The sequence below is a fragment of the Massilia atriviolacea genome, assembly GCF_003953935.1.
GTDB lineage: Bacteria > Pseudomonadota > Gammaproteobacteria > Burkholderiales > Burkholderiaceae_D > Telluria_A > Telluria_A atriviolacea.
In genome coordinates, this window is the sequence record NZ_RXLQ01000006.1 from 115,866 (window position 1) to 141,977 (window position 26,112).

Below are 26,112 nucleotides of genomic sequence, written 5' to 3' on the forward strand. Positions count from 1 at the left end.
CCGTCTCGGTCCGGCGCGGGAATGTGGTGTGGAGGGCCGTAAATGTTGAAGGAAAAACATGGTTTTCATCGATGCAGCCCCAATACGATAAAATGCCAAATCGCCACCGGTTAGGATGGATTGTTCTAGAATAAGCGATTAGACTGGCGCGCCGCGCACAAGTTGCGTGCTGCGGACTCACATAAAGTTACTATGGCAAAGAAATTATTAGTGGAGCCCGCTGCGGCGCCGGAATCGTTCGAACAGGCCATGGCCGAGCTGGCCCAATTGGTGACCCAGATGGAAGCCGGCCAGTTGCCGCTGGAAGCCTCGGTCGCGGCCTATGCGCGCGGTTCGGAGCTGGTGCGCTACTGCGCCGCCCAGCTCGAAAAAGTCGAGTCCCAGGTCAAGGTACTCGAAGGCGACATGCTCAAGCCCTTCGCGGCCGACGGCGCCGGCGAGGGCCTGCAATGAGCGCCGCCTTCGACGACTGGATGAAAACCGTGCAGGCGCGCGCCGAAGCGGCGCTGGACGCCTTGCTGCCGGCGGCCGATGTGGTGCCGCACAAGCTGCACGAGGCGATGCGCTACACCGTGCTGGGCGGCGGCAAGCGGGTGCGCCCGCTGCTGGTGTACGCCGCCGGCGCGCTGTTCGGCGCCGATGCGCAGGCACTGGCGCGCGCCGCCGCCGCGGTCGAAATGATCCACGCTTATTCGCTGGTGCACGACGACATGCCCTGCATGGACGACGACGACCTGCGCCGGGGCAAACCGACCGTGCACGTGGCCTACGACGAAGCGACCGCGCTGCTGGTGGGCGACGCGCTGCAATCGCAAGCCTTCCTGGTGCTGGCCGAAGGCATGGACATTCCGGCGCCGCGCCAGGTGGCGATGCTGCGCCTGCTCGCGCACGCGGCCGGCTCGGGCGGCATGTGCGGCGGCCAGGCGATCGATCTCGACAGCGTCGGCATCAGCCTGACCCTGGAGCAGCTCGAACAGATGCACCAGCTGAAAACCGGCGCCTTGCTGCGCGCCTCGGTGGTGCTGGGCGCGCTGGCCGGCGCCGATGTCGGGCCGGACCAGATGAAGGCCCTGGACGCCTACGCCAGGGCGATCGGGCTGGCCTTCCAGGTGGTCGACGACGTGCTCGATGCGACCGCCGATTCGGCCACCCTCGGCAAGACCGCGGGCAAGGACGCGGCGGCCAACAAGCCGACCTACGTATCGATTTTGGGCCTGGAGCCATCCAGGGTCTTGGCAGAAAAATTGCGGAGCGATGCGCATGACGCGCTCGCGCCGTTTGGTGAAAAAGCAGATCGGCTGCGCCAGTTGGCGGACCTGATCGTGCAGCGGAAAGCGTAAATGAACTTGCTAGAGACAATCAACGAACCGGCCGAACTGCGCAAGCTGGCGCGCGCACAACTGACGCCGCTGGCGCACGAGTTGCGCCACTTCCTGCTCGATTCCGTGTCCAAGACCGGCGGCCACCTGTCGTCCAACCTGGGCACGGTGGAGCTGACGATTGCGCTGCACTACGTGTTCAACACGCCGCACGACCGCATCGTCTGGGACGTGGGCCACCAGACCTACTCGCACAAGATCCTCACCGGCCGGCGCGACCAGATGCACAGCCTGCGCCAGCTGAACGGCATTTCCGGCTTCCCGCGCCGCGACGAAAGCGAATACGACACCTTCGGCACGGCGCACTCGTCGACCTCGATTTCGGCCGCGCTGGGCATGGCGCAGGCGGCCAAGATCAAGGGCGAACAGCGGCATGCGATCGCCGTCATCGGCGACGGTTCGATGACCGCCGGGATGGCCTTCGAAGCCCTGAACAACGCCGGCGTCCAGGAAGACATCAACCTGCTGGTGGTCCTGAACGACAACGACATGTCGATCTCGCCGCCGGTCGGCGCCCTGAATCGCTACCTGGCGCGCCTGATGTCGGGCCAGTTCTACGCGGCCGCCAAGAACGTCGGCAAGTCGGTGCTGCCCGGCCCCGTGCTGGAACTGGCCAAGCGCTTCGAAGAACACGCCAAGGGCATGGTGGTCCCGGCCACGATGTTCGAGGAATTCGGCTTTAACTACATCGGCCCGATCGACGGCCACGACCTCGAATCGCTGATTCCGACCCTGGAAAACATCAAGAAGCTCAAGGGTCCGCAATTCTTGCACGTGGTCACGCGCAAGGGGCAGGGCTACAAGCTGGCCGAAGCCGACCCGGTGCTGTACCACGGGCCGGGCAAGTTCAATCCGACCGAGGGCATCCTGCCCGCCAAGGCCGGCAAGACCACCTACACCGAAGTGTTCGGCACCTGGCTGTGCGACATGGCCGCCGCCGATAAACGCCTGGTCGGCATCACCCCGGCCATGCGCGAAGGCTCGGGCATGGTGCGCTTCGAAGAGCAGTTCCCGGACCGTTACTTCGACGTCGGCATCGCCGAGCAGCATTCGGTCACCTTCGCCGGGGGCCTGGCGACCGAGGGCCTGAAACCGGTGGTGGCGATCTACTCGACCTTCTTGCAGCGCGCCTACGACCAGCTGATTCACGACGTGGCCCTGCAAAACCTGGACGTGCTGTTCGCGCTCGACCGCGCGGGCCTGGTCGGCGCCGACGGCGCCACCCACGCCGGCAACTACGATATCTCCTACCTGCGCTGCATTCCGAACATGGTCATCATGGCGGCCTCGGACGAAAACGAATGCCGCCAGATGCTCAGCACCGGTTACCAGTACAACGGTCCGGCGGCGGTGCGTTATCCGCGCGGCGCCGGCATCGGCGCGGCGATCGAAAAGGAGCTGACCACGCTCCCGATCGGCAAGGGCGAGATCAAGCGCAGCGGCAGCGGCGTGGCAATCCTGGCCTTCGGCTCGATGGTGGCGCCGAGCGTGGCGGCCGGCACCGAACTGAATGCGACGGTGGCCAATATGCGCTTCGTCAAGCCGCTCGACGTGGAACTGCTCAAGCAGATCGCGCAGGAGCACGACTACCTGGTGACGGTGGAAGAGGGCGCCGTCATGGGCGGCGCCGGTTCGGCCGTGGCCGAAGCGCTGGCGGCGCAAGGCATTCAAAAGCCGCTGCTGATCCTCGGCCTGCCGGACAAATTCATCGACCATGGCGACCCGGCGGCCCTGCTGGCCAGCGTGGGGCTCGACGCCAAGGGCATCGCCGCCTCGATACGCCAGCGTTTCGGCGCCGCCGAGCCGCGCCTGGTGGTCAACAACATCTGAAGCATGCCGATTGCGCCCCTGGCGCAATCGGCTTTTCGCGCTTCAAGTTAATGCGTTTGCCCCTTCTTTATGGCATAGTAGGCCCATGAAAGCGCTTAAAAGCCCCCTTGCCAACGAGCTTCTTGCCGATCCCAAGGCGCGCGACGAATTGCGCCGCTTTTTGGTGACCAAGCGGTCCAGCGCGGTTTCCGCAGATCAGCCGGCGACCGGACAGTTCCAGATTCGCCGCGGAACGTCGGAGGCCACCGTGAAAGCCGTCTTCGTCCCGAAGGCCAAAGCCGCCTAGGATGAATATTGCCCTTCCTGCACTCATTGCTTTTCTGCTTCTTCTTCCCGGTTTTATCTTCCGCACCCGCCTGAAACGGGCGGAACGCACTTCCCTCGATTTTTCTCCGTTCGGCCAGATCGTCGCCGAAGCCGTGCTGTGGTCGTTCTGCGCGCACCTGGTCTGGCTGGTCTTGTCGGACATCGTTTTCAGCCAGCGTTTCCAGCCCCTGGTGCTGATGAAGCTGCTTTCCTCGGCGCCACTCAGCCAGGCCGACGCCACTGTGGCCGTTGCCGCGAATTTCGAATGGATCGCGACCTACTTCGGCAGCCTGTTCATCGCCGCGTTTCTGGTCCCGACCGTGGCGCGCGCCGCCATTTCGCGCTACCGGCTCGACCGTTCTTCGGCGCCATGGGGTTCGGTATTCCGCTTTCACGACGCCCCGTGGTACTACCTGCTGACCGGCGCCGATTTTACCGAGGAGGAGGCGCCGGACTTCATCGTGATCTCCGCAATCGTCGAGATCGCGAAGGAAGCGGTGCTGTATGTGGGCGTGCTGAGCGAGTTTTTCGTCGACGCCGACGGCCAGCTGGACCGCCTGGTGCTGCAAGGCGTGTCGCGCCGTCCGATCTCTGCCGATAAAAACAGCATCGATGCCGGCAGCGGCCATGACACCGAGCGCTTTTACGAAGTCGACGGCGATTCCTTCGTGCTGCGCTACAGCGAAACGATCACCCTCAATGTCCAGTATGTGAAGCTGAGCACCGAGGAGACGGCCGGCGCCGCCGGCGGCAGTCCGGCAGTGTCGTTGCCGGCTGCCGCCGATCGGTCGATTGCTTCCGGTTTTACTGCGTGTTTTTTTGCCCGTCGATGGGCGTAAACCGCACGGCGATGTCGTGGCCCAGCCCGGTCGACCATTCGTCATACATCCCCTCGGTGCGCCAGCGTGACGTGGTCCACGCGGCGTTCTTACCCTTGCGAATAGCCGCTGCCAGGCCAGCCTGGTCCGCTCCCACGATTTTCTTGCTGATAATGGCAGCCGACGTGAGCAGTGCTGCACGCGCCTCCTTCGTTTCAGCCGCGTTGTTAACATTCAAAATCAGACTGACGCGCCATAAGCCGCGGCCAGGTGTCTTGCAGATATCGATCATATTGCTGGCGCAAGCGCCCGTCGACTTGTTGAACGGACGCGAGGGCAACTTCGCCTCGGCGCCCAGGAAGCAGTAGTCGCGCGGGTGGCGTGCCGGCGACATTCCCTGCGCCGACGAAGCGCTGGCCACGACCGCGCACCAGGCCGTCAAAAGCGTCCGTTTGTTCATGCATTCCTCCCTTTAGTGAGGATACGCGATGAAGTCGCCATGTTCAGAACAGTACCCTCTGCAGAATCGCTCGCAACGGTTCTTGGCCACTGCCGGGCGAGAGGGGCAGCACCCCGACACCATGGTCCACATGAAAGTCAGCTTGCTCCAGCCAAGCAGCGGTGCTGGCCGCCGGTATCAGCAACAAGGCAAGCTCGGGTGCGCAGCCATGCCAGCGCAGGCAGTCGCGATAAATATGCGCGGTTTCCATGGCGCTCAATACGCTGGACCTGGCCACGCTGTATTTCGGATCGAAGACAGCGAAGCGTTTGCGTCCATCAATCGTGCAAGTGACGACGATGTCCGGACGCCGTTCGCTGGAGATGCTGAAAAAAGGAGCGCCGGGTTTTATCTGGTCCATCGCCGGAAAGGTCTTTTGCAGGTATGCCGTCACGGTCGTGCCGGCCGCGCTGCCGGTGTCCCTGAGCCTGTCCGGCGCGCGGTCCACGCTTCGCTCCCACCTCAGCGACGGAAACATCTGGCGCAGGGTTTGGACCACGCGCAGGTAGCACCAGCGTTCGTAGATTTCCCAGGTGGGACTGATCGCCAGCGTATCGCCTTCGCGCTCTCCATCGATGCCGGGCCGCAGTATCTGCCACCCGCGCCGGTAGGCCAGCGCGTAGGGCGGGTGGCCGGCGATCGCCGTCAGGCCGGCAGACGAGACTTGCGCATGGCGCACCGTTGCAAACGGCGTCTCGCGGCATTGGCGCCGCAGCGTTCGCTCCAGGTCATCGAGCAAGGCGCGGCGATAGTCCAGTCTCGGCGCTGACGGGGTGCGGAAGGCATTCGCGGATGTATCGGCACCGAGGCGCTCCAGGTCGGCACGCACCTTGCGCAGGCGCCGCACCACGCGCAACAGCAAAGCCAGCAAGGTACGGTGGGCCGAGGTATCGAGCTCCTCGCGCGTCACCGGGACGTCCAGCCGCAAGCGCTCGGGCGGGGCCGCGGCGCCTGTCACCCCGTGCAGGGCGGCCAAGGTGCGCGGAGCGCGCACCAGGGACCGGGCGCTATGCTGGTCGAGCCGGCGCACTTGATGCGGCGGCACCAACTGCCGATCGCTACGCAACTGCGTCAGGCGATGATGGCGCACGGTCTCGATTGCGCGCACCAGCAGCGGGCCGAACTTCTTGATGCGGCCATATTCGAGGTAGGGATTGCTGTATTGTCCTGCAGCGCCGATGTGCGCATGCGCCGCCTCGGCGCCGAACAGGAGCGCTGGGTCGGCCTCCAGCAAGTCGTCGAGGATTTGCGCGAACAGGTCCTGTCCGAGCTTGTGCGGCGCCGGGCTGACATCGAGCCGGAACTCGGCCAGGCGCTTGCCGTGGTCGTCGAACAATTCAGCCAGCACGGTGCCGGCGAAGAAACCCGGCTGCCACGTCCATCGGTGCCGATCGATGTCGCGCACGCAGTCCATGACAACATCGTCGATGACCAGAACGCATGGCCCCGCGTGTTGCAGATCCAGTACATAGTGGCACCGCTCCCGAAAGCCGGTGCTCGTTTGCATCGACGGCATCACATCGAATGTGATGCCATCGGCATCGCTACATCGCAGGCGATACATCGCGCTAGCGCCAGAAACGCGCGCTACCCATGTCGCGCAGGTCGCCGCACAGCTCCGCCATTTTGGCGGCCGATTCGTTCAATTGCGCGTCGTTGAGCACTGTATGGGTTTTGTCGAAGGCTTGCCGCAGGCGGGTACTATCCTCACCCCTGAGCTTGGGAAGGATCTTCGAAAAGACAGCATGGTCGAGCGCGTTTCGGGCATCGATGGCGCCTCCTTTCCTGGCTGCGGCGATATAGCCGACGATGTCGCCGATCGTGCGCCAGCCGAAATGCAGCCTGACCGGACGCAGGGCAGCGGCCAGGCCGCACAGGACTTCCTGGACCATCTTCACGTCCGCAGGCGTCGTGCCAAGGCTCGACCAGCCAGGGTAGCTCTCGACATCGATGTCCCAGAACTCCAGAACGGCGGCGCGATCAAGGATCTTGTCGCTCAGGCCGTGCGTCGTTTCGTCCATGTTGACGGTACCGATGATGACCAGGTTGTCGGGGTAGCGCATCCGTGGCGGCACGCCGCTCACGTCGTCGTCGAGCGCATGCAGTTCAATATCTCCGCCCGTCTCCATGCCCGACAGCAGCGGCGCCAGGTATTGCTCCGGATGGGAGAGGTTCATCTCGTCGAGCACCACGGTATACGGACGCGCGGGGTCGCCGCAGGCACGCAGGAGAAAATCGAGGAAGCCGGTACGTACGTAGGTATCGCTGGCAAGCGGATTGATATAGCCCAGCAGGCTGGCAGGGTCGTGCCACCCGGGCTGCACGGCGACGGTATGGAGGCCCTGGTCGGGATCGGATGCATCTTTCCACAGAGCCAGCGCATAGTGGCGCGCCAGTAGCGTCTTGCCGGCGCCGCTCAATCCTGCCAGTACCGCGAAATGGCGGCGTGGATCGCTCCACAAACTTGCGTCGAGTCGCGCGATGAGTGTCGGGGGAAACACCACCCCGCGAGGAAACGCGGCTTTGATGGCGTCCACCAGTGGGCGCTCCACGGTTTCGTGATTCGCGGCCCGGTCGCCCGCTGCCTGCGCCGACAGATCGTGCGCGGTCGCCAGCGCTTCTGGTACCCAATGGATACGATTCGCCCAGAGCCGGCCTTCCTCCGTGAGTGAATACATGCCCTCACGATCCGATTGCAGCAGACCGAGCGCATGCTGCCAGTTGATGATCCTCGTCGGCATGTTATCCGTGGTCCAGCCAGGATTTACCGTGCGCAAAAGGGCATGCAGTTGTTTCCATTGCGCTGGCCCTTGACGCAGCTGATACAGGATGTGATCGAATCCAAGAATGCGGGTGATCAGCCAGTCGGAGACGTCGTCCGGATCCGCAATGTCGTTCTCGAGCACGGCGTGCCCGCGCAGTGTCGGCATCAACTGGTCACCCGCCGCCTCGAGCACGCCCCATTCGCCGATCAGCGCGTTGACGGTAATGTTGACCGATGGTGGGGACAGGCGTGGATTGATCGAGCGGATGTGCTCCTTGAAATCTTCCCGCGTGCAACCGTCTTTGGCGAATTCCAGCAAGCTGCGCACGGTAGCGAACCAGCCGTTAATGATCAGCATGCTGCGGCGGCGCCGGTCGGCGGGCAGGGGGACCAGTTGCGCTTCGCCGGGCAGCTCGTCGGGGTCGCTCTCGGTGGTCGCATCGATCTGCTTCGGCAGCCTGCTAAGCAACAGCCATGGCAAGGTCATGCGTTCGACACCGGCACGCTGCGGTGGCGCGGCCACTTCGCCCAGTACGCTGTCCAGGCGGTCGAGTACCGCCCGGTGCAAGGTGACCGCATGCACGTTCGCTTTTGCGTCGATCCCCATTGCCTTGGCAAGTTCACGCATGGAGTTGGTAAATGACAGCGTGACGAATTCGCCGGGCAGCAGCGAGGCAAAGACATTGTAGAGTTTCAGGCGTGGGCGAGTCAGCAGCCTGGACTTGATGTGCGACTCGCATTCCTTGAACAGGCTGACCAGATAGGCGGTCCGCTCCGGACCCGGCGGTGGCAGCGGGCCTTCGCGCAGCTTCCACAGCAAGCCGATCAGCTTGTCATCTGTATGAAGTACATCGACATTGATCGCTCCGCCCCGGCCGAAGCTGGAGATCGCCTGGCTGGACCATAATTTGCGCTGGAACGCCGCCGTCCTGAATTCCTCGGCCGACGCGGCCGCAACCATGTTCAGATGCTGTTCCACGTCAACCACCCATTGCAGGTGTTTCGGGCTGCGCTTGCGATGATCCTCGGCTTGTTCGCAACTGTTTCGAAGAGCTTGGTCAGACGACAATATGGCGTTCAAGGTGATTCCTGAAAAAGGTGGTGGGAGGCGGCCTTGGCGTTGGGGCGTGGACTGGACCGAATCGGTTTGGCGCCACAGCGTGTCTTGCACGTCCGCTGGTATAAACGTTACTATCGCACACTATTTCCCCAGGGGAAAACTAATTATTACTCAACGCGAGAAACAGTTACTCTTGCCAAAGGCGGCTGGTATTCGAGCATTGCGTCGATGCGCGCGCGCAGCTCCGGCACCAGCTCCCGCTCGAACCAGGGATTGCGCTGCAGCCAGGGCGTATTGCGCGGCGACGGGTGGGGCAGGGGGAAATATTGTGGTGCGACCTCGCGCCACGCTTGCACGGTCTCGGTCAATGTCGCCTTGCGGCGCGCGCCGAGAAAATGGCGCTGGGCGTGCGCGCCGACCAGCAGGGTCAGTTCGATATCGGGCAGCTTGGCCAGCAGGTGCTCCAGCCATAAGTCGGCGCATTCCGGGCGTGGCGGCAGGTCGCCGCCCTTGCCCCGGCCGGGGTAGCAGTAGCCCATCGGGATAATCGCGAACTGCGTAGCATCGTAGAACGTCTGCGCATCGACGCCGAGCCATTCGCGCAGGCGCTTGCCGCTGGCGTCGTCCCACGGTATGCCGGAAGCGTGCACACGCGTTCCCGGCGCCTGCCCGACGATCAGCACGCGCGCGCCTTCACCGACCTGCACGATGGGACGCGGACCTTTGGGCAGATGCGCTTCGCAGGCGCGGCACGCGCGCACGTCGGCCAGCAGGGTGTCGAGGTCGGGATAGTGCTTGAGGATGGCCGTATCGCTCATCGGCGCACAGCGCTCGCTTGGGTGGGATGGATTTTGCTGTGCTTATCCACGAGTGCGCAAAAAGGATGGCTGGATGGGTAGTTTACGACATCTTAAGATAGCCCCGGCCTGGCGGCGCACGATAGGCGTGACGCAGGCTTCAGAAGCCGCGCCGGCGGATGCCCGCCGCAGCCGTGCGCTGATGCTTGTCCCTTACTTGCGCAGGCGCGCCAGTTCGCCCTTGAGCCAGGCGGCGCTGGCCACCGCCGGCGTGCCGGGGCAGCGGATCTGGTACGGATCGCCGCTCATGCTGCTGCTCGAGGCGCCGCGTTCGATGAAGCTTTCGGTGGTGGTTACCAGCTTTTTCTTTTCCAGATAATCGAACTTCTTCTGCAGGTGGGCGCGCGCCTGCCTGGCGTCGTGCCAGCTGCCATTGCGGTTGAACTGGCACTGCGACTTTTCGACGGCGTCGAGCAGGCGCGCAACTTCGGTACGGGTGGCCTCGGGCGCGGCGGCCGACGCGCTGCCGGCGCTCCAGCATACGGTGGCCAGTGCGGCGATCAGCAGTCTTTTCATGAAGATTATCCTCGCTTGCGCTCGTGCTGCCACAGCACGTCGCTGCCGCCGGCAAAGCGGTTCAACACGCGCGAGAGCACGAACATCAGGTCCGACAGCCGGTTCACGTACTGGCGCGGGTGGTCGTTGATGGTCTCGGTCTTGCCGAGAGTGACGATGCTGCGCTCGGCGCGCCGGCACACCGTGCGGCACACGTGCGCAATCGAGGCCGCGCGCGAGCCCGCAGGCAGGATGAAGTCCTTCAGCGGCGGCAGGCCGGCATTGTATTTCTCGAGCAGGTCGTCCAGCCGCGCCACATGCTCGTCGGTGATCAGGGTGTAGCCCGGAATGCATATCTCGCCGCCCAGGTCGAACAGGTCGTGCTGGATCGAGACCAGCTCTTCGCGCAGCTCGGCCGGCATGTCTTCGCACAGCAGCAGGCCGACGAAGGAATTGAGTTCGTCGACTTCGCCCAGGGTGTGCACGCGCACACTGTCTTTTTCGGTGCGGCTGCCGTCACCGAGGCCGGTGGTGCCGTTGTCGCCGGTGCGGGTGGCGATTTTGGAAAGTCGGTTGCCCATGATTGTATTCCCGTAGCTGGATCAGAATCAGCCAGCATACGACAAAAGCGGCGTTTACGCATACAATCAAGGCATGTCCGCCTCCCTTCCCATCGATCCCGAACGCCGCCGCCAGGTCGCCCAGGCGCTGCTGGCGGTGCTGCCGCAGCGCTGCGTGCTGTCCGATCCCGAAGACACGCGCCCCTACGAGTGCGACGGACTGGCCGCCTACCGCCAGCTACCGATGATCGTCACCCTGCCGGACGACGAGGAGCAGGTGCTGGCGATCCTGAACGTCTGCCGCGAACTGAATGTGCCGATCGTCCCGCGCGGGGCCGGCACCGGCTTGTCGGGCGGCGCGTTGCCGATCGCCGACGGCGTGGTGCTCTCGACCGCGCGCATGAACCGCATCGTGCGCATGGAACCCTACGCGCGCCTGGCGGTGGTGCAGCCGGGCGTGCGCAACCTGGCCATTTCGGACGCCGCCGCGCCGCATGGCTTGTACTACGCGCCCGATCCATCGTCCCAGATCGCCTGCACCATCGGCGGCAATGTGGCCGAAAACTCGGGCGGCGTGCATTGCCTCAAATACGGACTCACCGTGCATAACGTGCTGCGCGTGCGCGTGGCCACCATCGACGGCGACATCATCGAACTTGGCGGCGAAGCGCTCGACGCGCCGGGCCTGGACCTGCTGGCCGTGTTCATCGGCTCGGAGGGCATGCTGGGCGTCGTCACCGAAGTGACGGTCCGGCTGATCCCCAAGCCGGCCACCGCGCGCGTGATCATGGCCTCCTTCGACAGCGTGGTCACCGGCGGCGACGCGGTGGCCAGCGTGATCGCCGCCGGCATCATCCCGGCCGGCCTGGAAATGATGGACCAGACCTCCTCGCGCATGGTCGAACCGTTCGTGCGCGCCGGCTACGATACCGACGCGGCGGCGATCCTGCTGTGCGAGGCCGACGGCACCCAGCTGGAGGTGGACGAGGAGATCGAGCGCATGACTGCGGTGCTGCAATCGGCCGGGGCCGGCGCGATTGCCGTCTCGCAGAGCGAGGCCGAACGCCTGCGCTTCTGGTCCGGCCGCAAGAACGCCTTTCCGGCGGCGGGCCGCATCTCGCCCGACTACTACTGCATGGACGGCACCATCCCGCGCAAGAACCTGGCGCAGGTGCTCACCGGAATCGCGCGGATGGAAGTGACCTACGGCCTGCGCTGCGCCAATGTGTTCCACGCCGGTGACGGCAACCTGCACCCCCTGATCCTGTTCGACGCCAACCAGCCCGGCGAATTCGACCGCGCCGAAGCCTTTGGCGCGGCCATCCTGGCGCTGTGCGTGGAAGTGGGCGGCACCATCACCGGCGAGCATGGCGTGGGCAAGGAAAAGATCGATTCGATGTGCGTGCAGTTCACGCGCGCCGAACTCGATGCCTTCTTCGCCGTCAAGCGCGCCTTCGACGCGCCGCGGCTGCTCAATCCCGACAAGGCCATTCCCACGCTGAACCGCTGCGCCGAATTCGGCAAGATGCGCGTTTCCGGCGGCGTGCTGCCGTTCGCCGGCCTGCCGCGTTTCTGATCATGAAGGACACCGTGCAGCAGATCGACCATTTCAGGGACCAGGTGCTGGCGGCGGCAAGCGCCGGGCGCACCTTGCGCATTCGCGGCGGCGGCACCAAGGACTGGTACGGACAGCACATCGAGGGCGAGATCCTCGACACGCGCGCCTTCAGCGGGATCGTCGACTACGAGCCGACGGAACTGGTCATCACGGCGCGCTGCGGCACGCCGCTGGCCGAGATCGAAGCGGCGCTGGCCGAGCGCAATCAGATGCTGGCCTTCGAGCCGCCGCACTTCGGCGAGGGCGCCACCATCGGCGGCGTGGTTGCCAGCGGCCTGTCCGGCCCGCGCCGCGCCAGCAGCGGCGCGCTGCGCGACTTCGTGCTCGGCGCGGTCCTGATGGACGGCAAGGGCGAGGTGCTGACCTTCGGCGGCCAGGTCATGAAAAACGTGGCCGGCTACGACGTCTCGCGCCTGCTGGCCGGTTCCATGGGCACGCTGGGACTGATGCTGCAGCATTCCATCAAGGTGCTGCCGCGCGCGCTGTGCGAGACCACCCTGCGCTTTGCGATGGACGAAATCGAGGCCCTGCGCCGCCTGAACGAATGGGCCGGCCTGCCGCTGCCGGTATCGGCCAGTTGCTGGCACGCCGGCGTGCTGACCTTGCGCCTGTCGGGCGCGCAGGCGGCGGTAACTGCCGCCGCGCGCACCCTGGGCGGCGAAGCGGCCGATGATGGCGCCGCCTTCTGGAGCGCGCTGCGCGAGCAGCGGCACGCCTTCTTCGACGGCGAGGGCAGCCTGTGGCGCCTGTCGGTGCCATCGGCCACCGGCGCCATCATCCTGCGCGGCGCGCAGCTGGTCGAGTGGGGCGGAGCGCAGCGCTGGCTCAAGGTCGATGCCGACGCCGCCATGGCCCAGAACATCCGGCGCGCGGTGACGGCGGTGGGCGGGCACGCCACCTTGTTCCGTGGCGGCGACAAGGGCGTCGGCGTCTTCCAGCCGCTGGCGCCGGGCGTGGCCAGGATCCATCAACGCCTGAAGGCGGCCTTCGATCCGTCGCAGGTTTTCAATCCCGGACGGATGTACTGATGCAAACCAATCTCGCCGATTTCATCAAGGGCACGCCGGAGGGCGACGAAGCCGAAGCGATCCTGCGCGCCTGCGTGCATTGCGGCTTCTGCACCGCCACCTGTCCCACCTATCAGTTGCTGGGCGACGAACTCGATGGCCCGCGCGGACGCATCTATCTGATCAAGCAGGTGCTCGAAGGTGCGCCGGTGACCGTCAAGACCCAGACCCATCTCGACCGCTGCCTGACCTGCCGCAATTGCGAGACGACTTGTCCGTCGGGCGTGCGCTACGGGCGGCTGGCCGATATCGGCCGCCGGGTGGTCGAGGAGCGCGTCCAGCGCCCGCTGGCCGAGCGCATCAAGCGCGCGGTGCTCAAGGAAGCGCTGCCGCGTACGTGGATATTCAGGCCGGCTTTCAGGGCGGGCCAGCTGTTCCGGCCATTGCTGTCTCCGGCCCTGCAGGACAAGCTGCCAACAACGCGCCGTGCCGGGCATTGGCCGGCGCGCGAGCATGCGCGCAAGATGCTGGTGCTGCAAGGCTGCGTGCAAAGCACCATGGCGCCCGATATCAACGCCGCCACGGCGCGCGTGCTCGATGCCTTCGGCGTGCAATTGCTGGCCGCGCCCAAGGCTGGCTGCTGCGGCGCGCTGCGCTACCATTTGAACGACCAGGCGGGCGGCCTCGATGACATGCGCCGCAATGTCGACGCGTGGTGGCCGCTGGTGGAGAGCGGCCAGGTCGAGGCGATCGTCATGACCGCTTCCGGCTGCGGGGCCACGGTGAAGGAATACGGGCACCTGCTGGCACACGACAGCGCCTACGCCGCCAGGGCCGCGCGCATTGCGATGCTGACGCGCGACCTGAGCGAAATCATGCCGCAGTTCGAGGCCGAACTGGGAGCGAAGCTGAAAGGGAAAGTGGCGAAGCGGGTGGCGTTTCATCCGCCTTGCACCCTGCAGCACGGGCAGCAGATCCGGGGCAAGGTGGAAGGGGTCTTGCGTGCCGCCGGCGTCGATGTGACGCTGTGCGCCGACAGCCATTTGTGCTGCGGTTCGGCCGGCACCTATTCGGTACTGCAACCGGCACTGGCAAAAGAACTAAGGGACCGCAAGCTGGCCAATTTGCAGGCCACCGGTCCCGAGATGATCGTGTCGGCCAATATCGGCTGCCAGACGCACCTGCAATCAGGTACGGACACGCGTGTCGCGCACTGGATCGAGTTGATCGACCAGGCGCTGGCCTGACTTTTTCTTGATTCTTACGCGGCCAGGTTGGCTTTTTGCGCTGCGGTCAGGCGCTTGCCGGTGACGACGATGGTGGTCATATCGGCATTGGCTTCGCTGTCGGCCTTGACGGCGGCCGCCGGCGCGGTTTGTGCTGCGCTGCGGGCGCGTGGCGCTTCAGCCGAGGCCATGGCGGTGACAAAGGTCAGTGCCACTGCGGCGATGACGACGGCTTCCATGTTCTTCACGATGTTCATATCGATCCTTTTTCGGTGTGTTTTGATTTGGTATGTACGCATTATGCGGCATCGCAACATATAACGCCAATTTCAAATTCGAATGGATGTCATTCACAAGGTGAATTGTGTAAACACTTTATTTGATGATGCTTATCTGTTTTCTGAATGAGCGGAACGCCCATCGTTCCCGCCCGATTGGCAGGACCGAGGGCGGGGCGGGGAAGAGAGGGGGGCTGCGGGATGCGAGGGGGAGGCAGTACTTATTTCGCCAGCAGCTTCTCGATATCGGCCACCAGTTCTTCCGGCTTGGTCGCCGGCGCGTAGCGCTTGTACACGCTGCCGTCTTTCGCGATCAGGAACTTGGTGAAGTTCCACTTGATCCGCTCGGTGCCCAGCAATCCGGGCGCCGCTTTCTTCAGGTGCTGGAACAGCGGATGCGCGTTCTCGCCGTTGACGTCGACCTTGGCGAACAGCGCAAACGTGACCCCGAAGTTCTTCTCGCAGAAGGCGCCGATCTCGCTCTCGCTGCCCGGCTCCTGTCCGCCGAACTGATTGCACGGAAAACCCAGCACCGCCACGCCCTTGTCGCGGAACTGCTGGTACACGACTTCAAGGCCCTTGTACTGCTTGGTGAAGCCGCACTCGCTGGCCGTGTTCACGACCAGCACAACCTGGCCCTTGTACATGGCCAGGTCCACCGGCGTACCCGAAATATCGGCCGCCTTGAAATCGAGCGCGCCCGTCACACGATGCCCAGGTGCTCGGTACCGGCCGACAGGTCGCGGTTCTTCGCTTCCTTGCCGTTCAACTTGATGTTCAGGCGCAGGTCATTGACCGAGTCGGCGTTGCGCAGCGCGTCTTCGTAGGTGATCTTGTCGTCTTCGTGCAGGTCGAACAGCGCCTGGTCGAAGGTCTGCATGCCCAGTTCGCGCGACTTCTTCATGATCTCCTTGATCTCGTGCACATCGCCCTTGAAGATCAGGTCCGAAATGAGCGGGGAGTTGAGCATGATCTCGATCGCCACGCAGCGGCCCTTCGATTCCTTCATCGGAATCAGGCGCTGCGATACCATGCCCTTCAGGTTCAGCGACAAGTCCATCAGCAGCTGCTGGCGGCGCTCTTCGGGGAAGAAGTTGATGATGCGGTCGAGCGCCTGGTTGGCGCTGTTGGCGTGCAGGGTGGCCATGCACAGGTGACCGGTTTCGGCGAAGGCGATCGCGTGTTCCATCGTTTCGCGGTCGCGGATCTCGCCGATCTGGATCACGTCCGGCGCCTGGCGCAGCGAGTTTTTCAGCGCCACTTCGAACGTTTCGGTGTCGACTCCCACTTCGCGCTGCGTGATCACGCAGTTCTTGTGCGGGTGGACGTATTCGACCGGGTCTTCGATGGTGATGATATGGCCGTAGCTGTTTTCGTTGCGGTGTCCGACCATCGCCGCCAGGGTCGTCGATTTACCCGAGCCGGTCGCGCCGACCATGATCACCAGGCCGCGCTTGGTCATCACGATGTCTTTCAGGATCTCGGGCAGGCCCAGGTCTTCCAGGCGCGGAATGGCGGTGGTGATGGTCCGCAGGACCATGCCCACGGAACTCATCTGGATGAAGGCCGAGACCCGGAACCGTCCCAGGTCGCCCGGGCTGATCGCGAAGTTCGCTTCCTTGGTCAGCTCGAAGCCGGCGGTCTGCTTGTCGTTCATGATCGCGCGCGCCAGGTCGGCGGTGTGCGCCGGCGTCAGCGGCTGGGACGACACCGGAGTGATCTTGCCATCGATCTTGATCGCCGGCGGGAAGCCGGCCGTGATGAACAAGTCCGAGCCGTTTTTGCTGGTCATTAGACGCAGCAGATCGAACATGAATTTTGAAGCCTGGTCGCGTTCCATTAAATATCCTAAAAATTAGCCGGGGAAGTTTTCCGGCGTTTTGGCGGCCGAACGCGCAGCAGCGCCGGAAATGACGTTGCGGCGAACCAGGTCGGTCAGGTTCTGGTCCAGCGTTTGCATGCCGACCGAGCTGCCGGTCTGGATCGAGGAGTACATCTGCGCGATCTTCGCTTCGCGAATCAGGTTGCGGATCGCCGGCGTGCCGATCATGATTTCGTGCGCGGCCACGCGCCCCGAACCATCCTTGGTCTTGAGCAGGGTCTGCGATATGACGGCTTGCAGCGATTCGGACAGCATCGCGCGCACCATCTCTTTTTCTTCGGACGGAAAGACGTCGACGATACGGTCGATGGTCTTGGCGGCCGAGGAGGTGTGCAGGGTGCCGAACACAAGGTGGCCGGTTTCCGCCGCCGACAGGGCCAGGCGGATGGTCTCCAGGTCGCGCAGCTCGCCCACCAGGATGCAGTCCGGGTCTTCGCGCAGCGCCGAGCGCAAGGCGTTGTTGAACGAGAGCGTATGGGGGCCGACTTCGCGCTGGTTGATCAGGCACTTCTTCGAGTCGTGCACGAATTCGATCGGGTCTTCGATGGTCAGGATGTGGCCATACTCGTTTTCGTTGAGGTGGTTGACCATCGCCGCCAGCGTGGTCGACTTGCCCGAACCGGTCGGGCCGGTGACCAGCACCAGGCCGCGCGGCTTCATCGCCAGGTCGGCGAAAATGCGCGGCGCGTTCAAGTCTTGCAGGCTCAGGATTTTCGAGGGAATGGTCCGCAGTACCGCCGAGGCGCCGCGCTCCTGATTGAAGGCGTTGACGCGAAAGCGCGCCAGGCCCGGAATCGCAAACGAAAAGTCGCATTCCAGCACCTCTTCGTATTGCTTGCGCTGGCCGTCATTCATGATGTCATAGATCATGCCGTGCACATCCTTGTGCTCCAGCGGCGGCAGGTTGATGCGGCGAACGTCGCCGTGCACGCGTATCATCGGCGGCAAGCCGGATGAGAGGTGCAAATCGGATGCCTTGTTCTTGACGGAGAATGCGAGTAATTCGGAGATGTCCATTTATAATCCCTGTGCCGTGAATGGGCGCATGCCGATAGTGTGCGCGTTTCGCAACGACCGACCTGCATTGAATTGCCCGCCGAAAATGATTATGTCCACAATCGTCCAGAACTTGCAAGCTGTCGATGCGAGTATTGTTGCTGCGGCCGACGCCGCAGGCCGTGCCCGGAACGAGGTGCAATTGCTCGCCGTTTCCAAGACTTTTCCTGCCGAGGCCGTACTAGAAGCCGCCGCCGCCGGGCAGTATGCGTTCGGAGAGAATTACTTGCAAGAAGCATTAGATAAAATTGCTGCGGTTTCGCACGCCTTGCCGGCCGCGCCGATGGAGTGGCACTTCATCGGACCCATACAGAGCAACAAGACGCGGCCGATCGCAGCGTCCTTCGCGTGGGTGCATACCGTCGAACGGCTCAAGATAGCGCAGCGTTTATCGGAACAACGCCCGCCGCAACTGGCTCCCTTGAATGTTTGTCTTCAGGTTAACATCAGTGGTGAGGCTAGCAAGAGTGGTGTCACACCGGAAGCATTGCCCGAATTGGCGCGCGCAGTGGCGCAACTGCCACACTTGCGCCTGCGCGGGCTGATGGCGATCCCGGAAGCGGAGGCCCAGGTCGACAGGCAGCGCGCCGCGTTTCGCAAGTTGCGCGTGCTGTACGAGCGCCTGCGCGCGGACGGCATGGCGCTCGATACCCTGTCGATGGGGATGTCGGCCGACCTCGGGGCGGCGGTGGCGGAGGGCGCGACCATTGTGCGCGTGGGCAGTGCCATTTTCGGCTCGCGCAAATACGAATAACCGCAGTACGCAGCATCATGAGGACGGGTATGAAGATTGGCTTTATCGGTGGTGGGAACATGGCCTCGGCGCTGATCGCCGGCCTGGCGGGCAAGCTGGCGGCGGGGGCGGATATTCACGTGGTCGATCCGAATGCCGACGCATTGGCGCGCCTGCATGCGCAGCATGGCGTGAGCACCGGCACCGCGATCGACGGCGCGCTGGCCGCCTGCGATGCGATCGTGCTGGCGGTCAAGCCGCAGCAGATGCGCGAGGTGGCGGCGGCGCTGCTGCCGCAGTTGACGGGCGCGCCGCTGATCCTGTCGATCGCGGCCGGGATTCGCGCGGCCGACCTGTCGCGCTGGCTCGGTGCTTACGGCGCGATCGTGCGCACCATGCCGAACACCCCGGCGCTGATCGGCCTCGGCATCACTGGCATGGTGGCCATGGCCGGCGTGAGCGAGGCCCAGAAGGCGGCGGCCGACGCCATCATGAAGGCGGTCGGCCAGACCGTCTGGCTCGACGGCGAGGACATGATCGATCCGGTGACGGCGGTCTCGGGCAGCGGGCCGGCGTATGTGTTTTACTTTATCGAGGCGATGCAGCAGGCGGCCGAGGAAATGGGGCTGTCGGCCGCGCAGGGCAAGCAGCTGGCGCTGGCCACGTTCACCGGCGCGGCGCAACTGGCGGCGCAGTCGGACGAAGCGGTGTCGGTCCTGCGCGAGCGCGTCACGTCGAAGGGCGGCACGACCTATGCGGCCTTGCGCAGCATGCAGGACAGCGGCGTGAAAGAGAAGGTGGTGGCCGCGATCAAGGCCGCTGCGGCGCGCGGGCGGGAGCTGGGGGATGAATTGGGCGCCGACGACGACAATTAAGCGCGTAGCGCCGGTTCCGGCATGCGCGGAACCGGCGGCAAGGTATCAGCTGCGCTTCTTGCGCACCAGGCCGACCACGCTGCGCGCAGCCTTGATCAGCGACAGTCCCACGGTCAGCATCGGCAATATCTTGCCCGACTTGGCCATCACCAGTCCCGCGACCGTGCCGACGATCCCCAGCGGCAGCTGCATCCCGCCGCCGCCGCCGCCGCCGCCGAGCAGTTTGCCGATGCCGCCGGTGGGATGAGCCAGGGGCGCGATCAAGGCGCCGATCTCGCGCGCGGCATCGCGCCGCTGCATCGAACACTGCACAATCAATGCCTCGCGCCGTTCGGCCAGCGACAGCTTGTCGTTACCTGTCTGCGCCTTATTCGTCTGCGCGTTATTCGTCTGCGTGTTATTCGTCTGCGTGTTACCTGTCTGCGCCTTACTCATCGCCATGCCCCGCATTCCTGACGAAATTGACGTCCTTGTTCAGTTCGGCCACGGTTGCCGAGAGCAGGCGCGGACGGGCATCGACACTGCGCTTGACCTGCATGGCCACCAGGCCGCCCGCAACGCCGAACAGCGCTGCCAGGGCACCGATGGCTTCGAGCCGGTAGCTATCCCAGAAGAGCGCCACCACCAGCAGCACCACCAGCAACAGGGCGATGCCGAACAGGATCAGCGACACCAGCGCAAGCACGACATACCCGAGGAAGCGCTGCAGCTCTTCCTGCACCTCGACCGCGGCCAGTTCCAGCCGCGTTTGCACCATGGCGATCAGGGTGGCCCCGATCCGCCCCACCGATTCGACGATCGCCACGCCGCTTACCTGCGCGAAATCAGCATGCCGATGATGACGCCAGCCGCGGCGCCGATTCCGACCGATTTCCATGGGTTTTCATGCACGTACTCGTCGGTGGCCTTGGCGGCGATCTTGGTTTTCTCGACGACCGCTTCTTCCAGGCGAATCAGGTCGGCCTTGGCGGTGGTCAGGGTGCGCTCGAACTTGGCCTTGGCCGCTTGCAGTTCTTCGCCGGTCAGCTGGCTGCCGTGGCGCAGCCACTGTTCGGCGTCCTGGATCACGGACTTCAGGTCGTTCATCAACTGGTCGCGTGCGCCCGGCTTGGTTGGGATGGATTCGATCATTTTTGTTACCTCGTAAGTGAATTGATAGGAAAGCCCGGTCGGCCTGCACGCTGGAGTTTATCTTACGCGCCGGGAAACATTAACTTTCCATGTTATCGGAACAACATCAGCTGAACGCGTAGTCTAACGCCACACCGGCAAAAAGGGCCGCACCCAACCAATTGTTGTGGCGAAAAGCGGCAAAACAAGCCATGCGTTCGCGCCCGCGGATCAAAGTGTAGTGATAAAGCGCCATTCCGGCGGCCACGGCGATGCCGCCGACGAAGCAGGTGCGCAAGCCTTCGAGCCAGCCGCACACCAGGATGATGGCCAGCGCCGCGCCGTAGCACAGCATGACGGCGGCCACGTCGAAGCGGCCGAAGGTGATCGCCGAGGTGCGGATGCCGATCTTGAGGTCGTCGTCGCGGTCGACCATGGCGTATTCGGTGTCGTAGGCCACGGCCCAGAACACATTGGCCAGCAGCAGCCACCAGGCCACGGCGGGCACCTGGTTCTGCACGGCGGCAAAGCCCATCGGGATGCCGAAGCCGAAGGCGATGCCCAGGTAGGCCTGGGGAATCGCGAAGAAGCGCTTGAAGTAAGGGTAGCTGCCGGCGATGATCACCGCCGCCACCGAGAGCTGCCTGGTGAGGCTGTTCAGCGGCAGGATCAGCAGGAAGGAGGCGATGGCCAGGACGGCGGCGACGGCCAGCGCTTCCCAGCTCTCGATGCGTCCGCTGGTGAGGGGCCGTTCGGCGGTGCGCTTGACGTGCCTGTCGATATCGCGGTCGGCGTAGTCGTTGATGGCGCAGCCGGCCGAGCGCATCAGGGCGGTGCCGAGGGTGAAGATCAGCAGGATGGCGAGGTCGGGAATGCCGCGCGAGGCGATCCACAGGGCGATCAGGGTGGGCCAGAGCAGCAGCAGGATGCCGATCGGCTTGTCCAGGCGGATCAGGCGGAAGTACAGCGACAGCTTGTTCATGGTCGGGTCGCGCGCGCGACTGTCGTGGGCAAGGCTGGGATTTTACTGTGTTTGGGTGGGGGTGGGGCGGTGAGCGCTGCCTGTCGCCGTTAACTGCAAAACCGTCGTTCCCGCCTTGGCGCGGGAACGACGGTTCTAAGGATGCGGGTGCTTACAAGCTCAGCGCTGTCGATGCCCTCAGAACGTCAGTTCTTTCTCGACTTCCGCAATCTTGCGGCGGGCCATGGCCAGGTTCGATTTCGCCTTGTCCAGCACGGCGTACACGAACACGCCTTCCTGCTTGGCCATCGGGCGCAGGATGTGATATGCGTTGCCCAGGGTGATCAGCATATCTTCGATGCTGTCGTTCAAGCCCAGCGCCTTCATGGTCTTGAGCTTGGCGCGCATGACTTCGGTGTTGCCCGCCGCCGCGATTTCAATATCCATGCCGCTGCCGGCGTTACCGAGCATCATGCCGCTGGACGAGTCCACCACCGCGCAGCACTGCGCGCCGTCGATGCCCATGATGCTGTCGAGTGCTTCTTTAATCGTTGCCATTTCAATCGTTCCTTCATGCGCTAGAGAACGAATATCAAGGCTGCGCAAAGATTCCTTGAATTCGAATAATGAGGTTGCGGCGCCGCCCTTACACCATCAGCTGGCGCGCCACGGTGCCGACCCGGTGCACCACCTGGGCCAGGATGGCGTTGCCGTCGGCGATCACGTTGATGACCAGCTGGACGTCGCGGCGCGGCACCGCGTGCACCACCACGAAACCCGATTCGGTATTGATGGTGACGCTGCGGTAGGTGCCCAGGCCGGCTTCCATCGCCACCACCGAACCGATGGCGGAAATCGAGCTGGCCATGGCGGCGATCCGCCCGGCATCGTTGTCGCGGTTGAAGGCGCTGGCCAGCGCGAAGCCATCCACGGTGGCCACCACCACGGCGTTGACGCCGTTGATATCGCGCAGGAATTGCGCGGACAGGTCGTTGGCGGATTGCAGCAGGCCCGGCGGCAGCAGGTCGTTGGCGCTCATGTGGTTTCTTCCAGTAAGCCGGCTTCCAGTTGCGCCAGCAGGGTATCGATCAACAGGGTGACATCGTCGCGCCGGCGCACATCGACCTCGACGATCGGCAGCACCATGCCGCGCGCTTCGAGCAGGTCGGCGTAGCGCTCCAGGCTCGGTTCCGGATGGCTGGGCAGGCGTCCGACGCCGATGGCGCAGGGCATCGTCGCCAGGGCATCGGCAAAGCCGTCGAGGAACATGCCCAGGTCGGCCAGCGGATCGGGACGCGAGTTGTCGGTGAGGATGATCAGGCCGAGCGCCTTGTTGGCCAGGATCTTCCACAGAAAGTCGAAGCGCTGCTGCCCCGGCGTGCCGAACAGGCGGATGCGGTCGCCGTTCTCGAGCGTCAGCAAGCCGTAGTCGAGGCCGACCGTGGTGCGTTCCTTGGCCACCGAGGCGTCCGTGTTGAGCACGTCGGTGACGATGGGCGCGACTTCGCTGATGGCCGCGATGGCCGTGGTTTTGCCGGCGCCCATGGTGCCGGTGAAGAGTATTTTGTATTCTTTCATCGCCTATTTTCCTGCCAGACCAATCCGGCGGCGTATGTTGTTGAGCAGGCTGGCGGTAAAGCCGGCCGAACTGGCGGGCGCGGGCGCCGCGAGGGCCGGCGCCGGCGCCGGCGCTTGCGGCGCCGCCGCTTCGGTCAGCAGGCCGGCCGTGTGCAGCACGCCGATGAAGCCGGCGCACACCTCCAGGGCGGCGCCGGTCAGGCCGGCCAGGTCGGCCGCGCTGAGCGGCTTGCGCGACAGGTGCGTGGCCATGCGGATGCGCAGCGGATCGCCATCGAGCTGCAACACCGACGGCCAGCGGCGCAGCTTGTAGCGCAGCGCGCCGGCATCGGCCGCCGCCGCGCCCTGGCTGCCCGGCAGCAGGGCCTCGCCCATGCGCTTGAGCCAGTCGCGCAGCTGGTCGGCGCGGATCGGGTAGGCGATCTTTTCGGTATGCTGGGCGTGGCCGGGCATGCTCAGCAGCAGCGCCTCGGTGGCGCCGCCGCGATGGGCCGCGGCCGGCGCTTGCGCCACCACGGCGGTATACGGCGCGTCGTCGACAAACGACCAGCCCAGTTTGTCCGAGTAGGAAAACAGGCGCACCAGCGCGCGGATATAGGCGATGTCCTTCGCGGGAAGCGCAGGCGCACCAATTCTGAAGCCAGACAAAGCAACTCCTTAAGGAGGGCGGTAATGAGGGGAGGGGAGACCCGGGGCGTACGGCAGTCCTCGATGCGTGCTGCGGCGCTAATATGCGCCTTGCATAACGACACGAGCTGGTAAGCTTTCCAGCGAATAAGGCGAATTATAACAAAGTTTATCAATAAGTTCTTTTGAGCATCAGAAATATTTTAAATGCACTGTATTTAATGCAAGATTAAAGCGTCTGCTTGCGATGCTTCTTTTGTCCAGCCAGTGGCGCTTCCGTCTCAGGCAAGCGCTTGCGCGAACATCTCGACGCCCGGCAGGTCGCAGGCCGCAACCGCTTCGCACACGGCCTCGATGGCGGCGCGGCGGGTGAAGCTTTTGCGCCACACGATCACCACGCGGCGCGACGGCACCGGTTCCTCGAACGGCACGAAGGCCAGCATATTGCTGCGCGACTGCATGTCGGGCACGGAGGCGCGCGGCAGCACGGTCAGGCCGATGCCGCTGGCGACCATGTGGCGGATGGTTTCCAGCGACGAGCCCTCGAAGGTGCGCTGCATGCCGTTGCCCGGCGAGGAAAAACGCGCCATCTCCGGACAGACTTCCAGCACCTGGTCGCGGAAACAGTGACCGTTGCCCAATAACAACATCGTTTCGGATTTCAGATCCTGGGCCGAGACGGCCTTGCGCTTGGCCCATGGGTGGTTTTGCGGCACGGCCACCACGAACGGTTCGTCGTACAGGGTTTGCATCGACATGCCGTGTTCCGGCAGCGGCAGCGCCATGATGGCCGCGTCCAGTTCGCCCTGGCGCAGCAGTTCCAGCAGGCGCACGGTAAAGTTTTCCTGCAGGATCAGGGGCATCTGCGGCACCTGTTCGATCAGGTTCTTCACCAGCGGCGGCAGCAGGTAGGGGCCGATGGTGTAGATCACGCCCAGGCGCAGCGGCCCGGCCAGCGGGTCCTTGTTCTGCTTGGCCAGTTCCTTGATGGCGGCGGTCTGTTCGAGCACGCGTTCGGCCTGGGCGATGATCTGCGCCCCCAGCGGCGTGACCGAGATTTCGGCCCCGCCACGTTCGAACAGCACCACGCCCAGTTCGTCTTCGAGCTTCTTGATGGCGACCGACAAGGTCGGTTGCGCGACGTAACAGGCCTCGGCGGCGTGTCCGAAATGTCTCGCACGCGCGACGGCAACGATATATTTCAGTTCAGTCAGGGTCATAAAGGTGAGGGCAGGAAGAGGACAGGCGCGGCGCGACTGTCGTGACGCATATGTTGCTTATCGAGCAGCAAAGAAATTATATTCTACCGGAATGCAGTCGATATAATTGTGCCGCGGGCGGATTTTCGACCCGCCGACCACTTGAAAGGCGAGCATGTCCACCACTTTTGGCCCGATCGAAGCGCAGGCCTACATCCATAAATTGCTGACCGTAATGCACCATCAGGGCGGCTCGGACTTGTTCATTTCGGCCGATTTCCCGCCGAGCATGAAGTTCCAGGGCGCGATGAAACCGATGAGCCAGCAAAAGCTGACCGGCGACGTGACCCGCGCGCTGGCGCTGTCCTTGATGAACGACAAGCAGCGCAATGAGTTTGAGAAGGAAATGGAATGTAACTTTGCCATTTCCCTGCCCAATGTGTGTCGTTTCCGCGTCAATGTCTATGTACAGCAGCAGTGCGTGGCGATGGTGGTGCGGACGATCGCGTCCGAAATCCCGAATTTCGAAAAGCTGGACCTGCCGGAAGTGCTGAAAGACGTCGTCATGACCAAGCGCGGCCTGGTGCTGGTGGTCGGCGGCACCGGTTCGGGCAAGTCGACCACGCTGGCGGCGATGATCGATTACCGCAACGCCAATTCGGCGGGGCATATCATTACGGTAGAAGACCCGGTGGAGTACGTCCACAAGAACAAGAACTGCCTGATTACCCACCGCGAAGTGGGGGTGGACACGCACTCCTGGCACGCGGCGCTGAAAAACACGCTGCGCCAGGCGCCGGACGTGATCCTGATCGGCGAGATCCGCGATACCGAAACCATGGAACACGCGATCGCCTTCGCCGAAACCGGCCACCTGTGCCTGGGCACCCTGCATGCCAACAATTCGAACCAGACCATGGACCGGATCATCAACTTCTTCCCGGAAGAGCGGCGCAACCAGCTGCTGATGGACCTGTCGTCGAACCTGCGCGCGATCGTCTCGCAGCGGCTGGTGCGCACGGAGGATGGCAAGGGGCGCAAGGCCGCCATCGAGATCTTGCTCAATACGGCGACCATCAGCGAGATGATCCTGAAGGGGAACTTCCAGTCGATCAAGGAGATCATGCACAAGTCGCGCGAACTGGGCATGTGCACCTTCGACCAGGCGCTGTACGAGTTGTACAACCGCGGCCAGATCGGCTACGACGAAGCGATCCGCAACGCCGATTCGGCCAACGGCCTGCGCCTGCAGATCAAGCTGCGCGGCGACCGCAAGGAACCGGGCGGCGCGGTGGGGGCGAAGTCGAACGACCTGTCGATGGCGATGGATGAGGAAGAGGAAGAATAATCCCAACACCGTTCGCCGCCACTAACCGCGTCGTTCCCGCGCCTGC

The 26,112-nt window shown here is 64.0% G+C and carries 30 protein-coding genes; 11 read left to right on the forward strand and 19 right to left on the reverse strand.

Annotation, left to right across the window (positions count from 1 at the left end):
* Window positions 1-192 precede the first annotated feature (192 nt).
* From EJB06_RS12825 to EJB06_RS12845, 5 genes are all read left to right on the forward strand, one after another.
* The gene (locus tag EJB06_RS12825; RefSeq protein WP_126074420.1) at window positions 193-453 is read left to right on the forward strand and encodes an exodeoxyribonuclease VII small subunit; all 261 of its coding nucleotides are present in this window, start codon (window positions 193-195) and stop codon (window positions 451-453) included.
* Window positions 450-1,340 carry a polyprenyl synthetase family protein gene (locus EJB06_RS12830; protein WP_126074421.1) on the forward strand — a complete coding sequence of 297 codons (891 nt, stop codon included), beginning with the start codon at window positions 450-452 and terminating at the stop codon, window positions 1,338-1,340. The genes EJB06_RS12825 and EJB06_RS12830 overlap by 4 nt, the downstream gene beginning before the upstream one ends.
* Window positions 1,341-3,209 (forward strand): 1-deoxy-D-xylulose-5-phosphate synthase, encoded by a 1,869-nt coding sequence (dxs, locus tag EJB06_RS12835; RefSeq protein ID WP_126074422.1) that lies wholly within the window; start codon window positions 1,341-1,343, stop codon window positions 3,207-3,209.
* A gap of 85 nt (window positions 3,210-3,294) precedes the next feature.
* The gene (locus tag EJB06_RS12840) at window positions 3,295-3,495 is read left to right on the forward strand and encodes a hypothetical protein (protein ID WP_126074423.1); all 201 of its coding nucleotides are present in this window, start codon (window positions 3,295-3,297) and stop codon (window positions 3,493-3,495) included.
* A gap of 1 nt (window position 3,496) precedes the next feature.
* A complete protein-coding gene (locus EJB06_RS12845) occupies window positions 3,497-4,354 on the forward strand; it encodes a hypothetical protein (protein WP_126074424.1) in 858 nt (285 codons plus the stop codon).
* Here EJB06_RS12845 and EJB06_RS12850 read toward each other — a convergent pair.
* From EJB06_RS12850 to EJB06_RS12875, 6 genes are all read right to left on the reverse strand, one after another.
* Entirely contained in the window at window positions 4,320-4,793 is a 474-nt protein-coding gene (locus EJB06_RS12850; protein ID WP_126074425.1) for a hypothetical protein, read from the reverse strand. The genes EJB06_RS12845 and EJB06_RS12850 overlap by 35 nt on opposite strands.
* Window positions 4,794-4,836: 43 nt before the next feature.
* Window positions 4,837-6,396, reverse strand: a complete 1,560-nt coding sequence (locus EJB06_RS12855; protein WP_126074426.1) for a DUF2357 domain-containing protein — start codon at window positions 6,394-6,396, stop codon at window positions 4,837-4,839.
* Between the two features lie 4 nt (window positions 6,397-6,400).
* Window positions 6,401-8,677, reverse strand: a complete 2,277-nt coding sequence (locus EJB06_RS12860) for an McrB family protein (protein ID WP_198420824.1) — start codon at window positions 8,675-8,677, stop codon at window positions 6,401-6,403.
* 146 nt (window positions 8,678-8,823) lie between these two features.
* The gene (locus EJB06_RS12865; protein ID WP_126074427.1) at window positions 8,824-9,474 is read right to left on the reverse strand and encodes a uracil-DNA glycosylase family protein; all 651 of its coding nucleotides are present in this window, start codon (window positions 9,472-9,474) and stop codon (window positions 8,824-8,826) included.
* A 192-nt stretch (window positions 9,475-9,666) separates the two neighbouring features.
* On the reverse strand, window positions 9,667-10,029 hold the full coding sequence (locus EJB06_RS12870; protein WP_126074428.1) for a YfeK family protein: 363 nt from the start codon (window positions 10,027-10,029) through the stop codon (window positions 9,667-9,669).
* A 5-nt stretch (window positions 10,030-10,034) separates the two neighbouring features.
* Window positions 10,035-10,589 (reverse strand): cob(I)yrinic acid a,c-diamide adenosyltransferase, encoded by a 555-nt coding sequence (locus tag EJB06_RS12875; RefSeq protein WP_126074429.1) that lies wholly within the window; start codon window positions 10,587-10,589, stop codon window positions 10,035-10,037.
* A 73-nt stretch (window positions 10,590-10,662) separates the two neighbouring features.
* Here EJB06_RS12875 and EJB06_RS12880 point away from each other — a divergent pair, with 73 nt between their 5' ends.
* Genes EJB06_RS12880 through glcF form a run of 3 tightly spaced genes read left to right on the forward strand, consistent with a single transcriptional unit; the run spans window position 10,663 to window position 14,440 of the window.
* Window positions 10,663-12,144 carry an FAD-linked oxidase C-terminal domain-containing protein gene (locus EJB06_RS12880; protein WP_126074430.1) on the forward strand — a complete coding sequence of 494 codons (1,482 nt, stop codon included), beginning with the start codon at window positions 10,663-10,665 and terminating at the stop codon, window positions 12,142-12,144.
* Between the two features lie 2 nt (window positions 12,145-12,146).
* Complete coding sequence (gene glcE / locus EJB06_RS12885) at window positions 12,147-13,214, forward strand: glycolate oxidase subunit GlcE (RefSeq protein ID WP_126074431.1); 1,068 nt, start codon at window positions 12,147-12,149, stop codon at window positions 13,212-13,214.
* Window positions 13,214-14,440: a glycolate oxidase subunit GlcF gene (gene glcF / locus EJB06_RS12890; protein ID WP_126074432.1), complete on the forward strand. Its 1,227-nt coding sequence runs from the start codon at window positions 13,214-13,216 to the stop codon at window positions 14,438-14,440. Before glcE ends, glcF begins: the two co-directional genes overlap by 1 nt.
* Before the next feature lie 14 nt (window positions 14,441-14,454).
* Here glcF and EJB06_RS12895 read toward each other — a convergent pair whose 3' ends face one another.
* The 4 genes from EJB06_RS12895 to EJB06_RS12910 form a co-directional block, all read right to left on the reverse strand.
* Window positions 14,455-14,676: a hypothetical protein gene (locus EJB06_RS12895; protein WP_126074433.1), complete on the reverse strand. Its 222-nt coding sequence runs from the start codon at window positions 14,674-14,676 to the stop codon at window positions 14,455-14,457.
* Between the two features lie 242 nt (window positions 14,677-14,918).
* Window positions 14,919-15,404, reverse strand: a complete 486-nt coding sequence (locus EJB06_RS12900) for a glutathione peroxidase (protein ID WP_126074434.1) — start codon at window positions 15,402-15,404, stop codon at window positions 14,919-14,921.
* Window positions 15,401-16,537: a PilT/PilU family type 4a pilus ATPase gene (locus EJB06_RS12905; RefSeq protein ID WP_126074435.1), complete on the reverse strand. Its 1,137-nt coding sequence runs from the start codon at window positions 16,535-16,537 to the stop codon at window positions 15,401-15,403. Before EJB06_RS12905 ends, EJB06_RS12900 begins: the two co-directional genes overlap by 4 nt.
* A 15-nt stretch (window positions 16,538-16,552) precedes the next feature.
* Window positions 16,553-17,596, reverse strand: coding sequence for a type IV pilus twitching motility protein PilT (locus EJB06_RS12910; protein ID WP_126074436.1), 1,044 nt, complete (start codon window positions 17,594-17,596; stop codon window positions 16,553-16,555).
* A gap of 91 nt (window positions 17,597-17,687) precedes the next feature.
* Between EJB06_RS12910 and EJB06_RS12915 the strand changes: the two genes are divergently transcribed.
* Window positions 17,688-18,389, forward strand: a complete 702-nt coding sequence (locus EJB06_RS12915; protein ID WP_126074437.1) for a YggS family pyridoxal phosphate-dependent enzyme — start codon at window positions 17,688-17,690, stop codon at window positions 18,387-18,389.
* 29 nt (window positions 18,390-18,418) lie between these two features.
* Window positions 18,419-19,243, forward strand: a complete 825-nt coding sequence (gene proC, locus EJB06_RS12920) for a pyrroline-5-carboxylate reductase (protein ID WP_126074438.1) — start codon at window positions 18,419-18,421, stop codon at window positions 19,241-19,243.
* Window positions 19,244-19,288: 45 nt separating this feature from the next.
* Here proC and EJB06_RS12925 read toward each other — a convergent pair whose 3' ends face one another.
* The 9 genes from EJB06_RS12925 to EJB06_RS12965 all read right to left on the reverse strand — a co-directional run bounded on the left by EJB06_RS12925 (window position 19,289) and on the right by EJB06_RS12965 (window position 24,739).
* A complete protein-coding gene (locus tag EJB06_RS12925; protein ID WP_126074439.1) occupies window positions 19,289-19,684 on the reverse strand; it encodes a hypothetical protein in 396 nt (131 codons plus the stop codon).
* Window positions 19,671-20,048, reverse strand: a complete 378-nt coding sequence (locus EJB06_RS12930) for a phage holin family protein (RefSeq protein ID WP_126074440.1) — start codon at window positions 20,046-20,048, stop codon at window positions 19,671-19,673. Before EJB06_RS12930 ends, EJB06_RS12925 begins: the two co-directional genes overlap by 14 nt.
* A gap of 5 nt (window positions 20,049-20,053) precedes the next feature.
* A complete protein-coding gene (locus tag EJB06_RS12935; protein WP_126074441.1) occupies window positions 20,054-20,374 on the reverse strand; it encodes an ElaB/YgaM/YqjD family protein in 321 nt (106 codons plus the stop codon).
* A 106-nt stretch (window positions 20,375-20,480) separates the two neighbouring features.
* Window positions 20,481-21,335, reverse strand: coding sequence for a 4-hydroxybenzoate octaprenyltransferase (gene ubiA, locus EJB06_RS12940; RefSeq protein ID WP_126074442.1), 855 nt, complete (start codon window positions 21,333-21,335; stop codon window positions 20,481-20,483).
* Between the two features lie 177 nt (window positions 21,336-21,512).
* Complete coding sequence (locus EJB06_RS12945; protein ID WP_126074443.1) at window positions 21,513-21,872, reverse strand: hypothetical protein; 360 nt, start codon at window positions 21,870-21,872, stop codon at window positions 21,513-21,515.
* 88 nt (window positions 21,873-21,960) lie between these two features.
* Window positions 21,961-22,353 (reverse strand): roadblock/LC7 domain-containing protein, encoded by a 393-nt coding sequence (locus EJB06_RS12950; RefSeq protein ID WP_126074444.1) that lies wholly within the window; start codon window positions 22,351-22,353, stop codon window positions 21,961-21,963.
* Window positions 22,350-22,892, reverse strand: coding sequence for a GTP-binding protein (locus EJB06_RS12955; RefSeq protein ID WP_126074445.1), 543 nt, complete (start codon window positions 22,890-22,892; stop codon window positions 22,350-22,352). The genes EJB06_RS12950 and EJB06_RS12955 overlap by 4 nt, the downstream gene beginning before the upstream one ends.
* A gap of 3 nt (window positions 22,893-22,895) precedes the next feature.
* Window positions 22,896-23,540: a hypothetical protein gene (locus tag EJB06_RS12960; protein WP_126074446.1), complete on the reverse strand. Its 645-nt coding sequence runs from the start codon at window positions 23,538-23,540 to the stop codon at window positions 22,896-22,898.
* Window positions 23,541-23,800: 260 nt separating this feature from the next.
* The gene (locus EJB06_RS12965; RefSeq protein WP_126074447.1) at window positions 23,801-24,739 is read right to left on the reverse strand and encodes a hydrogen peroxide-inducible genes activator; all 939 of its coding nucleotides are present in this window, start codon (window positions 24,737-24,739) and stop codon (window positions 23,801-23,803) included.
* Between the two features lie 154 nt (window positions 24,740-24,893).
* On the opposite strand from EJB06_RS12965, the gene EJB06_RS12970 reads away from it, so the two are divergent.
* Window positions 24,894-26,066, forward strand: coding sequence for a PilT/PilU family type 4a pilus ATPase (locus EJB06_RS12970; RefSeq protein WP_126074448.1), 1,173 nt, complete (start codon window positions 24,894-24,896; stop codon window positions 26,064-26,066).
* Window positions 26,067-26,112: the final 46 nt, after the last annotated feature.

Bases quoted from the DNA above. Each gene is read 5' to 3' on its own strand.
- glcE (WP_126074431.1), top strand. From the start codon at position 12,147: ATGAAGGACACCGTGCAGCAGATCGACCATTTCAGGGACCAGGTGCTG.
- EJB06_RS12915 (WP_126074437.1), top strand. From the start codon at position 17,688: ATGTCCACAATCGTCCAGAACTTGCAAGCTGTCGATGCGAGTATTGTT.
- EJB06_RS12870 (WP_126074428.1), bottom strand. From the start codon at position 10,029: ATGAAAAGACTGCTGATCGCCGCACTGGCCACCGTATGCTGGAGCGCC.
- EJB06_RS12855 (WP_126074426.1), bottom strand. From the start codon at position 6,396: ATGTATCGCCTGCGATGTAGCGATGCCGATGGCATCACATTCGATGTG.
- EJB06_RS12945 (WP_126074443.1), bottom strand. From the start codon at position 21,872: ATGGCAACGATTAAAGAAGCACTCGACAGCATCATGGGCATCGACGGC.
- EJB06_RS12925 (WP_126074439.1), bottom strand. From the start codon at position 19,684: ATGGCGATGAGTAAGGCGCAGACAGGTAACACGCAGACGAATAACACG.
- proC (WP_126074438.1), top strand. From the start codon at position 18,419: ATGAAGATTGGCTTTATCGGTGGTGGGAACATGGCCTCGGCGCTGATC.
- EJB06_RS12880 (WP_126074430.1), top strand. From the start codon at position 10,663: ATGTCCGCCTCCCTTCCCATCGATCCCGAACGCCGCCGCCAGGTCGCC.
- dxs (WP_126074422.1), top strand. From the start codon at position 1,341: ATGAACTTGCTAGAGACAATCAACGAACCGGCCGAACTGCGCAAGCTG.
- EJB06_RS12850 (WP_126074425.1), bottom strand. From the start codon at position 4,793: ATGAACAAACGGACGCTTTTGACGGCCTGGTGCGCGGTCGTGGCCAGC.
- EJB06_RS12950 (WP_126074444.1), bottom strand. From the start codon at position 22,353: ATGAGCGCCAACGACCTGCTGCCGCCGGGCCTGCTGCAATCCGCCAAC.
- EJB06_RS12955 (WP_126074445.1), bottom strand. From the start codon at position 22,892: ATGAAAGAATACAAAATACTCTTCACCGGCACCATGGGCGCCGGCAAA.
- EJB06_RS12845 (WP_126074424.1), top strand. From the start codon at position 3,497: ATGAATATTGCCCTTCCTGCACTCATTGCTTTTCTGCTTCTTCTTCCC.
- EJB06_RS12965 (WP_126074447.1), bottom strand. From the start codon at position 24,739: ATGACCCTGACTGAACTGAAATATATCGTTGCCGTCGCGCGTGCGAGA.
- EJB06_RS12905 (WP_126074435.1), bottom strand. From the start codon at position 16,537: ATGGAACGCGACCAGGCTTCAAAATTCATGTTCGATCTGCTGCGTCTA.
- ubiA (WP_126074442.1), bottom strand. From the start codon at position 21,335: ATGAACAAGCTGTCGCTGTACTTCCGCCTGATCCGCCTGGACAAGCCG.
- EJB06_RS12830 (WP_126074421.1), top strand. From the start codon at position 450: ATGAGCGCCGCCTTCGACGACTGGATGAAAACCGTGCAGGCGCGCGCC.
- EJB06_RS12840 (WP_126074423.1), top strand. From the start codon at position 3,295: ATGAAAGCGCTTAAAAGCCCCCTTGCCAACGAGCTTCTTGCCGATCCC.
- glcF (WP_126074432.1), top strand. From the start codon at position 13,214: ATGCAAACCAATCTCGCCGATTTCATCAAGGGCACGCCGGAGGGCGAC.
- EJB06_RS12935 (WP_126074441.1), bottom strand. From the start codon at position 20,374: ATGATCGAATCCATCCCAACCAAGCCGGGCGCACGCGACCAGTTGATG.
- EJB06_RS12910 (WP_126074436.1), bottom strand. From the start codon at position 17,596: ATGGACATCTCCGAATTACTCGCATTCTCCGTCAAGAACAAGGCATCC.
- EJB06_RS12875 (WP_126074429.1), bottom strand. From the start codon at position 10,589: ATGGGCAACCGACTTTCCAAAATCGCCACCCGCACCGGCGACAACGGC.
- EJB06_RS12970 (WP_126074448.1), top strand. From the start codon at position 24,894: ATGTCCACCACTTTTGGCCCGATCGAAGCGCAGGCCTACATCCATAAA.
- EJB06_RS12895 (WP_126074433.1), bottom strand. From the start codon at position 14,676: ATGAACATCGTGAAGAACATGGAAGCCGTCGTCATCGCCGCAGTGGCA.
- EJB06_RS12825 (WP_126074420.1), top strand. From the start codon at position 193: ATGGCAAAGAAATTATTAGTGGAGCCCGCTGCGGCGCCGGAATCGTTC.
- EJB06_RS12865 (WP_126074427.1), bottom strand. From the start codon at position 9,474: ATGAGCGATACGGCCATCCTCAAGCACTATCCCGACCTCGACACCCTG.